9 protein-coding genes and 3 pseudogenes are annotated in these 11144 nt (G+C 70.2%); 7 read left to right on the forward strand and 5 right to left on the reverse strand.

Going from position 1 to position 11144, the window contains the following annotated elements:
• Positions 1-156: 156 nt before the first annotated feature.
• Positions 157-1050 carry a LysR family transcriptional regulator gene (locus tag ACF1CT_RS35200; RefSeq protein ID WP_391788089.1) on the reverse strand — a complete coding sequence of 298 codons (894 nt, stop codon included), beginning with the start codon at positions 1048-1050 and terminating at the stop codon, positions 157-159.
• 181 nt (positions 1051-1231) lie between these two features.
• Here ACF1CT_RS35200 and ACF1CT_RS35205 point away from each other — a divergent pair, with 181 nt between their 5' ends.
• From ACF1CT_RS35205 to ACF1CT_RS35220, 4 genes are all read left to right on the forward strand, one after another.
• A complete protein-coding gene (locus tag ACF1CT_RS35205; RefSeq protein WP_391788090.1) occupies positions 1232-2029 on the forward strand; it encodes an enoyl-CoA hydratase/isomerase family protein in 798 nt (265 codons plus the stop codon).
• Between the two features lie 55 nt (positions 2030-2084).
• On the forward strand, positions 2085-3722 hold the full coding sequence (locus ACF1CT_RS35210; protein WP_391788091.1) for an acyl-CoA synthetase: 1638 nt from the start codon (positions 2085-2087) through the stop codon (positions 3720-3722).
• Positions 3719-5077, forward strand: coding sequence for an MFS transporter (locus ACF1CT_RS35215; protein WP_391788092.1), 1359 nt, complete (start codon positions 3719-3721; stop codon positions 5075-5077). The genes ACF1CT_RS35210 and ACF1CT_RS35215 overlap by 4 nt, the downstream gene beginning before the upstream one ends.
• A 651-nt stretch (positions 5078-5728) precedes the next feature.
• Positions 5729-5950 (forward strand): transposase, encoded by a 222-nt coding sequence (locus tag ACF1CT_RS35220; protein WP_391788093.1) that lies wholly within the window; start codon positions 5729-5731, stop codon positions 5948-5950.
• On the opposite strand, the gene ACF1CT_RS35225 is transcribed toward ACF1CT_RS35220, so the two are convergent.
• Together ACF1CT_RS35225 and ACF1CT_RS35230 are read right to left on the reverse strand one after the other, a co-directional pair.
• A complete protein-coding gene (locus ACF1CT_RS35225; RefSeq protein WP_391788094.1) occupies positions 5889-6344 on the reverse strand; it encodes a DUF5946 family protein in 456 nt (151 codons plus the stop codon). The two genes, ACF1CT_RS35220 and ACF1CT_RS35225, sit on opposite strands and share 62 nt — an antisense overlap.
• 143 nt (positions 6345-6487) lie before the next feature.
• A pseudogene (locus ACF1CT_RS35230) lies at positions 6488-6886 on the reverse strand (IS701 family transposase); the annotation flags it as partial.
• Between the two features lie 2 nt (positions 6887-6888).
• Between ACF1CT_RS35230 and ACF1CT_RS35235 the strand changes: the two are divergent.
• A pseudogene (locus tag ACF1CT_RS35235) lies at positions 6889-7332 on the forward strand (IS630 family transposase); the annotation flags it as partial.
• A gap of 78 nt (positions 7333-7410) precedes the next feature.
• Here the strand turns inward: ACF1CT_RS35235 and ACF1CT_RS35240 are convergent.
• Entirely contained in the window at positions 7411-8619 is a 1209-nt protein-coding gene (locus ACF1CT_RS35240) for an MFS transporter (protein WP_391788095.1), read from the reverse strand.
• A 98-nt stretch (positions 8620-8717) separates the two neighbouring features.
• On the opposite strand from ACF1CT_RS35240, the gene ACF1CT_RS35245 reads away from it, so the two are divergent.
• Positions 8718-9635 carry a LysR family transcriptional regulator gene (locus tag ACF1CT_RS35245; protein WP_391788096.1) on the forward strand — a complete coding sequence of 306 codons (918 nt, stop codon included), beginning with the start codon at positions 8718-8720 and terminating at the stop codon, positions 9633-9635.
• Between the two features lie 323 nt (positions 9636-9958).
• Here the strand turns inward: ACF1CT_RS35245 and ACF1CT_RS35250 are convergent, their stop codons facing one another.
• Complete coding sequence (locus ACF1CT_RS35250; protein ID WP_391788097.1) at positions 9959-10135, reverse strand: DUF6233 domain-containing protein; 177 nt, start codon at positions 10133-10135, stop codon at positions 9959-9961.
• Positions 10136-10189: 54 nt separating this feature from the next.
• On the opposite strand from ACF1CT_RS35250, the pseudogene ACF1CT_RS35255 reads away from it, so the two are divergent.
• Positions 10190-10965: pseudogene (locus ACF1CT_RS35255) on the forward strand (IS3 family transposase); the annotation flags it as partial.
• Between the last annotated feature and the right edge of the window lie 179 nt (positions 10966-11144).

The following is an 11144-nucleotide window of genomic DNA, read 5'->3' on the forward strand; positions in this document are numbered from 1 at the left end:
AACCGTTCCTGCCCCGGGCAGGCAGCCCCCGGCCGCACGGCCCGCGCACGACCGCGACACGCGGGACGGCGGAAGAAGGAGCGGCGTCCGGGGCCTTCGCGTCCAGGGCGGAGACCCCGGACACCACGACGCCGCCGGCCCTCGTGGGCGAGGTCGTCAGCCGCCGGTCCCGGACAGGCTCTCCGAGACCGCTTCCGCGAACGAGGCGATCGCTTCGTTGCCCCGGCTCGGCACCCAGACCACCGAGGTCAGCCACGCGAGTGGCGTCCCCTCCAGGGGGCGCCACACCAGACCGTCGATGAGCGGGGTCACCGGGGCCTCGTTGAGATGGACGCCGCGACCCGCGAGGACGAGCCCGTGCACGAAGTGGGGATTGCGCGCGTGCCTGATCGAACCGGGCAGGAATCCCTCGTCCCGGCAGACCGTGAGCATGTGGTCGTAGAGGCGCGGCGCCATCGCACGCGGGAAGATAACCAGCGGTGTCCCGTCGAGATCCCTCAGCCGGACCGCACCGCCGCCCGCTGCCGCGGCATGGTCCGACCGCAGTACGACGCCCATTTCGCGCCGCGCCACAGGACCCGATTCCAGGCCCACCGTGTCCGCCGGGTGCCGGACCACCCCGGCGTCCAGTTCGCCCTCGCGCAGCCGGGCCAACTGTTCGTCCGTGGTGAGTTCATGGAGATCGAGCAGGACATCGGGCACCCGGTCGGCGAAACCGGCGGTGAGGTTCCGCAGCACCGTCGGTCCGGTGTCCGGCGGTACGCCCACCCGCAGCACGCCTGCCTCGCCGGGCCGGATCCTGCGCATCGCCTCGCGCGCGGTGTCCACCCCGGCGAGTACCGGCCGCACATGTTCGAGGAGCAGTGCCCCGGCCTCGGTCAGCTGGACCCGGTGTCGCGTCCGGTCGAAGAGCCGTACCCCGAGTTCGCGCTCCAGGTCGCGAATGCGCTGCGACAGGGGCGGCTGGGCCATGTGCAGACGTTCCGCCGCACGGCCGAAATGCAGTTCCTCGGCAAGGACGGCGAAGTAGCGCAGGTGGCGGAGCTCCATGAGCGGACCATATCGCTCCGATATCACGGCCAGTCCGGATTGGTGTTGGCCAGCTCACATCCCCGCCTGTTTGCATGACTGCTCACGGGACGCCCGCTCACGGACATCCGCCCGTCACTCCGGCCTCCCTCCGGCTCCCTCGCCGCTTTCCCCCTGCCCATCCCGAGAAAGGCATGCCCTCATGACCGAGAAGAGCACCGTCGTCGTCACCCGGCACCCGGTGGCGGCCACGACCGCCGATGTCCATGTCGCCGAGGTCACCCTCAACCGCCCCGACAAGCTCAACGCCTGGACCGGCGGGATGCGGAGCCGACTGGTCGCGGCACTCGAAACGCTGGGGGCCGAAGAGCAGTGCCGCGCAGTCGTTCTCACCGGCGCCGGGCGCGCGTTCTGCGCCGGTCAGGACCTCGCCGAGACCGCGGCGATCGACCCCGACGACCACGCGGCCGTCGAGGCGTGGATCGACGACTTCGGCCGCCTCTTCCGCGTCCTGCGCGGCCTGGACAAGCCGGTCGTCGCCGCCGTCAACGGCGTCGCAGCGGGCTCGGGCTTCCAGTTCGCCCTGCTGGCCGACTTCCGCATCGGCCACGCCGCGGTCCGGATGGGACAGCCGGAAGTGTTGTCCGGCATCCCCAGCATCACCGGCATCTGGGCCATGCGGGGCATCCTCGGCCGGGCGAAGACCGCCGAGTTCGCGCTCGGCGGACGCCTCGTCGACGGCGCCGAGGCCGAACGGCTCGGTCTCCTCACCCGTCTCGTCGCACCGGAGGAGGTCGTGCCGGAAGCACTGGCCGAGGCGGCCCGTCTCGCCGCACTTCCGCCCGGCGCGGTCGCCCTCACCAAGGGGCGGCTGCGCGAACTGGACGACGCGGACCTGGACGACGCGATCGAGGCCGCCAAGAAGGTGCACGCCGCCGCGTACGCCACGGGTGAGCCCCAGCAGGAGATGGCCCGCTTCCTGGCCGGCCGCCGCCGCTGAGCGGCCCGCCGCGTCCGAGCCCCGCCCCCTTCCCGCCCTCAGGAGAGACCCTTCCATGACCACCAGCGTCACGCCGCCCACCGGCGCGGCCCTTGACGGCGAGAGCGCCTACCGCCGTCTCGTCGAGGAGCACCGGTGGACCGTCCCCGAGCGCTACAACATGGCCGCGGACGTCGCCGACCGCCATCCCGGCGACCGGCTCGCGCTCGTCTTCGAGGACCACACCGGTCACCGCGAGGAGGTCGTCTGGCAGCAGATCCAGGACCGCTCCCGGCAGATCGCCGCCCACCTGCACGCACGCGGAGTCCGCAAGGGCGACCGGGTGGCGGTGCTGCTCCCCCAGCGCCCCGACACCCCGGCGACCTACCTCGGCGTCCTGCGCACCGGCGCCGTCCTGGTGACGATGTCGCTGCTGTGGGCCGACGAACCCATCCGCTACCGGCTGGCCGATTCCGGCGCCGCCGTTCTGGTCACCGAGACCTCCGCCGTCGACCGTGCCGCCGGTTTCGGCGGCACGGTCGTGGACGTCGACGACCCGGCGATCGACGCGCTGCCCCCGGTGTACACCACGGCCGACACCGCCCCGGACGACCCGGCGCTGATCTTCTACACCTCCGGCACCACGGGCGCCGCCAAGGGCATCGTGCATGCCCACCGCACCCTGCTGGGGCACAACGAATTCCGCTGCTGTCACGACCTGCGACCGGGCGACGTGTTCTACGGAGCCGGGGACTGGGCCTGGTCCATGGCCAAACTGATGGGCCCCCTCCGCGCGGGCGCCGTGCACCTGGTGTACCGGCCGGCCGGCGGCTTCGACCCCGCCGGGCTGCTGGCCGCCATGTCCCGTAACAAGGTGACAACAGCCCTGGTCAACCCGACCTTCCTCCGTAAAATGATGCACGACGTCCCCGATGCGGGCAGTCGTCATCCCCAGTCGCTGCGGGTGGTGTGCTCGTCGAACGAGCCGCTCACCCCGGACCTGATCGAATGGTTCCGTGCCCAGTTCGACGTCACCCTGCTCGACTACTACGGGTCAACGGAGTCGTATCCGCTGCTCGGCAATTTCCCCGGCGTGCCGGTCAAGCCCGGCTCGATGGGCCGCCCGCTTCCCGGCTGGGACGTGGCGCTGCTGGACGCCGACGACCAGGAGGTTCCGGTCGGGCAGCCGGGCGAGATCTGCCTGCGCGCCGCATCCAACCCGCAGTTCCCGCTGGGCTACTGGAACCGCCCGGAGGCATCGGCCGAGTCGTTCGGCGGCACCTGGTACCGCACGAAGGACCAGGCGGTCAGGGACGAGGACGGGTACTTCTGGTTCCTCGGCCGGACCGACGACGTCATCAAGACGTCCGGCTACCGGGTGGGACCGTACGAGGTTGAGGCCGTGCTGCGCGGACACCCCGCAGTCGCCGACGCCGGAGTCGTCGGCGTCCCCGACCCGGTTCGCGGACAGGCCGTCAAAGCCTGGATCGAGCTCAACCCCGGCCATGAACCGGACGAGGCCCTGGCACGGGACATCACCCGCTTCGCCCGCGACACCCACTCCCGTTTCGCCTACCCGCGCCTGATCGAATTCGTCGAAGAACTGCCCCGCTCGGCCACCGGAAAGATCCAGCGGGCCGCTCTTCGCGCCCGTGAGCTGAGCCCCGCCGGGCCCGAAGCCGCGGCACCACCCCGGAAGGACGGACGGACATGACGACCGACACCAGTGCTGCGGTGTCCTCACCGCAGCCGGCGAGACCCATGGCGTCCGAGAACGCCGTGGCCCCGGGCGTACGCCGCAAGGTGGCCACCGCCACGGCCATCGGCAACTTCGTGGAATGGTTCGACTCGGGCGCGTACGCCATCATGTCCGCGACCATCGCCGGGCTCTTCTTCCCCCAGTACGACAAGACCGCGGCGCTCCTCGCCACCTGGGCCGTCTTCGCCGGCGGCTTCATCGCCCGCCCGCTCGGCGCCGCGTTCTTCGGCCGCTACGGCGACCGCATCGGGCGCAACCGCATGCTCGCGCTGAGCGTGCTGTGCATGAGCGGTTCGACCCTGCTCATCGGTCTGCTGCCCAGCTACGCGACGATCGGAATCGCCGCCCCGGTTCTGCTCTTCCTGCTGCGGGCCATGCAGGGCTTCTCCACGGGCGGCGAATACACCGGGGCCTCGGCGTTCATCATGGAGTACGCCCCCGAGGGGCGCAGGGCCCGCTACGCCAGCGTGGTACCGCTCACCGTCGGACTGGCCTCCGTCACCGGGGCGTTGACCGGCCTGCTGATCACCTCCTCGCTCGACGAAGCGGCACTGAACAGCTGGGGCTGGCGCGTTCCGTTCCTCCTCGCCGGACCGCTCGGCCTCATCGGCCTGTATCTGCGCAGCCGTATCCAGGACACCCCGGTCTTCCGGGCGCTGGAGAAGGGCGACGTGGTACAGAAGGCGCCGCTGCGCACGGCATGGCGGGTCTGCCGGCGCCAGGTGCTGACACTCTTCGGCTACAGCATCACCAACGCCGTCGGGTACTACCTGATGAGCAGTTACATGATCGCCTACATGTCCGAGGAGATCGGGTACACCAAGTCGGAGGCCATGCTGACCAGCATGGTGGCAATGCTCGCGTACAGCCTGGCATGCCCGCTGATGGCCGCTGCCAGCGACCGGTTCGGCCGCAAGCCGATGCTGCTCATCGCCTGCGGCGGCTTCGCCGTGGCCACCCTGCCCGCCTTCTGGCTGATCGGTACGGGACTGCCGGGCGCGATCCTCGGCACGGCGCTGCTGGCCTCGCTGGTCGCGGTGATCGGCACCTCCAATGTGCCCGCGATGGTCGAGATGTTCCCCGGCCAGCTCCGGGCGAGCGGTTCGGCCATCGGCTACACCGCCGCGTACGTCCTTTTCGGCGGCACCGCACCCTTCGTCGCGACCGGTCTGGTCTCCCTCGGCGGAACACCGCTGGCGCCTGGCTTCTACCTGATGGGGCTGGGGCTGGTGTCCGCGCTGGTGGTGCTCTTCTCCTTCCGGGAGACGCTGCACCTGCCGCTGACGCGCACCACCGTGCTTGAGAACTGACTTCCGCTCCGCGGCCTGAAGGAAGGGAGAGGACTCCTGCCACGGTCGGCTGACCGTCTCGGTGATTCCTGGTTCTCCGCGCCGTGCCGGGACGAGTCCCGTCCCACCTGCGCTCCGCAGGCGGACCAGCCGGTCCGGCCGCCTTGGCGATGTCGACCGCCGCGTTGATGTCCCGGTCGAGGACCGCCCCAAGCCCCCAAGTCCCTGCACGTCCCCTCTCGGACATGCAGGGACTTGGGGCCGTTCTCGACGGTGGTGGCCCCGCAGGCACCGGGCAACAGCAGCCCTGCGTCCATGCCCGCACTCGCCTCGTCGACGCGCTGCAGCATCCCGGCCGTGGCTGCGGCGGCTGTCCACCAGCCCGCAGCCAGGTACGGGGCGAGCGCCTCGACCTGCCGGGCCTGCCCGCCGAGCACTCCTGCCCGCTCCAACGCGCAGGACCACTCCCCGCGGCCTGCCTGGCGTTCCACCTCCTCGGCGTGGCCGTCCTCGAACAACCACGAGACCAGCTCCGGCAGGAGGCAGCCGGACCGTGTCCGGGTCCCGGTGTTCAAGATCAGAAGCGTCCACGACCACGCACCGCAGCGCCTGACTCTGGCACCGTGGCCGGTGACAGCAGGTCAGATGGACCTCATGAGAGGAGCTCTGACGATGCCTGCCCCGAGGAAGTACCCGCTGGAGTTGCGTGAGCGTGCGGTGCGGATGTACCGCGCTTCCGAGCCGAAGCCCGTGATCCGCCGCATGGCCGAGGAACTCGGCGTGCACCACGAGGCCCTGCGCAACTGGATTCGCGGTCCAAGGTCTTTTCAATTTACGTGCCGCGGCTCCACGCGTCGACCGTCGCAGCGGCCCAAGCCTCGACGCGTTCCGTGAACTCCGCGGACGGGAACGTTCCGTCGACGGCGACGTCTTCGATCGTGACGGAGAAACGAGATCGCGGCGCGTCCCGGTGCGGCAGCGTCGCGTCTCGGGCGATTCGAGAAGGCCTGCCCTTCACACGATGGGAGTTGCCACGCCGAGCTTGGCCAACGAGCTGATTCACTTCGTCGAGGCCGCCCTCGATGTACGCGCGCAGGAGCGCCCAAGCCATCGCGCCGTCGTCGGCAGGTAGCTGGCTGGGGTGTTGGAACAGGAAGCAAGCGACTGAGACGCCGTGCAGCGGCCCCCACGGTGCCTGCCGCGAATGGTCCAATGCGAGCAAGGTGTGGAACAGCTCGTCACAGGACCGCGGGTTCGTCGGCGCACCGCATTCCGCGCAAGGTTCCATGCCTTCTCCTTGATCCTCGAAGCACAGCCTAGTAGTGCTTGGTCAGGTTGGTGCGGGGTCTGGCATGTCGCGGTGACAGGTGGGGCAGGCGCCGGTCAAGATCACGAGGAGTGTTTGCAGCTCGTGAGCGACTCGGTAGAGGCTCAGGCCGACGCCGTCTCCTTTGGGGATCGGCTCAGTCGCCGCAGGGTGCAGAAGGCGTGGGCGACCGAGACGAGGGTGACGCGGTGGTGCCAGCCTGGCCAGGTCCGGCCTTCGAAGTGGGCCAGGCACAGGGCCTGTTTCATCTCGCGGTAGTCGTTCCCGATGCGCCAGCGGAGCTTCGCGGTACGCACGAGGACGGGCAACGGGGTGGTCCCGGGCAGGCTGGAGAGCCAGAACTGCACGGGCTCGTCCTGGTCGGCGGGCCATTCGGCCAGCAGCCAGCGAACCGGAAGCCCGCTGCCGGCCGTGGCCTTGCGGATCTCGTGTCCGGCGGGCCGGATCCGCAGGGCCACGAAGCGCGAGTACATGCGCTTGCGCCCGCTTCGGCCACTGCCCGGCCCTGGCCTGCGCCCAAGGTGCCTCGAACAAGGACGTGGCCGCTCGACTCGGATCCACACCTCATGCGGTGGGCCGCTGGCGGGCCCGGTTCGTGCAGTACCGCATCGCCGGGCCGGGTGACATGCCGCGTCCGGGTGGTCCGCGGACAGTGACGGACGAGCAGGTGGCCGCGCTGGTCACGAGAACGCTGGAGTCCACGCCGAAGAACGCAACCCACTGGTCGACGCGTTCGATGGCGAAGGAACTGGGCCTGTCGCAGTCGACCGTGTCGCGGATCTGGCGGGCGTTCGGCCTCCAGCCGCACCGCTCGGAGACGTTCAGGCTGTCGACGGATCCGTACTTCATCGACAAGGTCCACGACGTCGTCGGCCTCTATCTGGACCCGCCCGAGAGGGCTTTGGTGTTCTGCGTCGACGAGAAGTCGCAGATCCAGGCCCTGGACCGCTATTATCTGGACCAAGACCGCAGACGAGATTCTCGAACACCTCGCCAGCTATCTGAACAGAATTCCTGACTCAGAAGACTAGCCGAGCTGGCCATTCTCCGGGGCCCGGCCTAGGGCGGCCACCATCAGGGCGGCGAGCGCCAGGGCGCCGCCCAGCCACATCACGGCTTCGATCCCGGCGCCGTCTGCAGCAAGACCGCCGGCCAGGGCGCCCAGCGCGATCGCCCCGTTGAAGACACCCACAAAGAGCGAGGCCGCCGCCTCACGGGCCTGCGGCGCAGCGGCCAGCAGCCAGGTCTGGGTGCTCACCGAAACGCCGCCGTACGAGATACCCCACACCGCGAGCAGCACACCGGCTGTCAGCACCGAGCCGCCGAGCAGAGGCAGGAGCCCCACCGTGGCCGCCAGGACGAGGGCGATCACCAGGAGAGTGCCGCGCGGGGAGCGGACCGCTCCGGCGCTGGCCACGAAGTTCCCGAGGACGCCGGCGACGCCGTAGACGAGGAGCAGGGTGCCGATCACCGTGGGGCTGACCTCGGAGATCTCCTCCAGCGCGGGCCGTACGTACGTGTAGGCAGCGAAGTGTCCGGTGACCAGCAAGGCCACCACGGCGAGCCCGGTCGCCACCCGTAGGTTGCCGATCAGCTTCAGCACGCCGCCGAGGCGGATGACCTGCTCGGCCGGGAGCGGCGGCAGCAGGGCCGCGAGCGCGATCAGGACCACCACGGCGAGGGCGGCGATGACGGCGAACGCCGCTCTCCAGTCGTCCAGTTCGCCGATGTACGTACCGGCTGGGACGCCCAGCACCGAGGCCACCGCGATCCCGCTGAAGATGAGTGAGGTGGCCGGGCCGATGACGGTGCCGGGCACGAGCCGTACAGCGAGACCGGCGGCGACCGCCCAGACCACGCCCATGCCGATGCCGATGATGACACGGGCGACCACCATCACCCCGAAGTTGGGGGCCCACGCCGCGAGCAGGTTGCCCAGCACGAGCAGCGCCATCATGGAGCACAGCAGCACCCGACGGTCCAGCCGGCCGAGCAGCGGAGTCAGCAGCGGCGCGGAAGCTGCGCCGACCAGACCCGTGATGGTGAGAGTCAGCCCTGCGGTCCCCTCGCTCACATGGAGCGTGTGGCCGATGGAGGTGAGTAGCCCCACGGGCAGCATTTCGGAGGTGACCACCGTGAACGTCGCCCCGGCGACGGCGGCGACTGCGAGCCAGCCCCCACCTGCCGGCTGCCCCTCTTCGGGTGCTTTGTCTGCGATTTCCTCTGTCTGTGACATACAACCAGCCAAGCCGCAGGGCCGTTCGGGAACAACGGCCGATCTCTCATCCTTCTATGAGTGGGATTACTCGATCGGGTGGAAGGGGCCGGGGTTCCGTGGGCGGTATCGAGATCCGTGAGTTGGAGGCGTTCCTCGTCCTGGCCGAGGAGCTGCACTTCGGCCAGGCGGGCGAGCGGCTGTATGTCTCCCAAAGCAGGGTGAGCCAGCTGCTGCGCAGCCTGGAGGGACGGATCGGTGCCCCGCTGGTCGAGCGCACCAGCCGCCGGGTGCGGCTGACTCCGCTCGGAGAGTCCTTCATCGGCAGCCTGCGGCCCGCGTACGACGGACTGCGCGCCGCCTTGGACGAGGTGCGGGCCGCCGCCCGGGCGGAGGTGGGCGGGGTACTGCGGATCGGCTTCCAGGGCACCGTCGACGACTACCTCGCCAAGGCGATAGCCCTGTTCGAGAAAGAGTGCCCGGGGTGCGCCCTGGAGCTGACGGAGATCCCGCTGTCGGACCCGTTCGGGCCTGTGCGCCGCCAGGAGGTGGACTGCGCGGTGGTGCTCATGCCAGTACGGGAGAAGGACTTGGTGCTCGGGCCAGTCTTCTCCCGGCAGTCGCAGACCCTCGCCGTCTCCGTCCAGCACTCGGTCGCGGCCCGGGAGTCGGTATCGGCAGAGGAACTGACCGGCTGCCAGCTCATCGGCGTGGGCGCGGGCGGAGTGCCCGGTCCCGCGCCCACGTACTGGCGCCTGGCGCAGGCCCCGGACCACACCCCGGAGCTGCAGCCGATCCCGGCGGGCCCACTGGTCAACACCCTTCAGGAGGGACTGAGTCTGACGGCGGCGGACCGAGGTGCGATGTTGTTGTGCCGGTCCACGGCCGACTACCACGGGCGGCGCAGCGCTATCACCTTCATCCCGGTCGACGGGCTGCCCCCCTCCGAACTGGGGCTGATCTGGCACCGCTCCCATGTCCCCCCGACCGTCCTCGCCTTCGCGCGGGCGGTGAAGGGCATCACGCCGGGGCTGTAGTCGTGCCCCTTCCGATGGGGCCAGACAGAGGAGCGAGCCCGGCCCAGGCCGCCTCCCGTGTCACGGGTCCCAGTCGTGTCCCTTCCCCGGCTGTCTCCGCCTGGGTGGTTGTGCCCGGTGATCTCAGGCGCACCCGACATCAAGACAGACCGCACCGGCGTGACCCGCAAGGAAGGGGCTGGTTCCGCTTGGGTTCGTACCACCAGCCCTGCCCCTCGGGCAGGACCGGGACGGCCTGGGCCGGTGCCACCTTGGTAAGGAACTCCACAGGTCGATCCTGCGAGCCCGGCTCCCCTCAGGCGCGTCGGGCGGTCCGTACGGCCCTACCCGTCGGCGAGCCCCGTCTCGGGCCTGCGGGTCTGACACGCCTCGATGTCCGGATCCGCCAGGGCGATCACCGCCTCTCCCTGGTCGAGGAATCCGCCCTCAACCGGATACGGGGCACAGTCCCCGCGGTGCACAGAGCCGCCGACGACGACCACTGCGGCTGGATCTTCCACCGCAGCCCGGCATGCGCACGCTCCCGACGCCGCCGCTCCTGCTGCGGCGAAGTGTTTCGCCGGGGAGACGCGCTGGTGAACCGCTTCCAGTTCGTCGCCGATCGCCAGCGCCGTTCGGCGTGAAGCGGCTGTGCAGCGTCCTCGGCGTCAGCCGCTCGCGCTTCTGCTGCTCGCGCCGGACCGCCGCGGGCCGGGCAGCCCGGCAGGTGGCCGACGCACGACTGGCCGTCCGGATACGGGCGGTGCACCAGGAATCGGACGGCACCTACGGAGCCCCGAGGATCACCGCCGAGCTCCGCGAGAGGTGCAGTGAGGCGGTCAACCACAAGCGGGTCGCCCGGATCATGCGGGCGTTCGGGATCGAAGGAGTCCGGTTGCGCCGCCGGCACCGCACCACCGTCCCCGACCCGGCTGCCGCCAGGGCGCCGGACCTGATCGGCCGCGACTTCACCGCCCAGAGGCCAGACGCGAAGTACGTCGGCGCCATTACCTGCTTGCCTCTCGACGGCGGGAAGTTCTGCTGCCCGGCGACCGTCATCGACCCCGCCGCGCGCCGTCTGGTCGGCCGGGCGATCGCCGACCACATGCGCGCGGACCTCGTGACCGACGCCCTGGCCGCGGCGATCCGCACCCGCGGGAGCCTCGCCGGATCGATCATGCACACCGACCACTGAGCCCAGTACACGAGCAGGACATTTACCGAAGCCTGCAGGTCAGCAGGGGTTCGGCGAAGCATGAGCGCGGTCGGGTCCAGCGCGGACAACGCACTCGCAGAATCCTTCAACGCGACCTTCAGACGCGAGCCCCTGCAAGGACGAAAGCGCTGGCATCAGCCGCATAACCCGTGTCCAGGTTTCGGGGTCAAGGCCCGACCCTCACTGACCCCGACTCTGCGCGGCCATCGTCGACCGCCTCACCTCCGGCGGCAACATCATCGAAACGGACCGCCAGAAGTCGACAGGTCATCCCTGGTCTGTCCACTGCGGCGAACCGGCAGATCGCACAGTTC

The organism is Streptomyces sp. NPDC014734 (assembly GCF_043083325.1).
GTDB lineage: Bacteria > Actinomycetota > Actinomycetes > Streptomycetales > Streptomycetaceae > Streptomyces.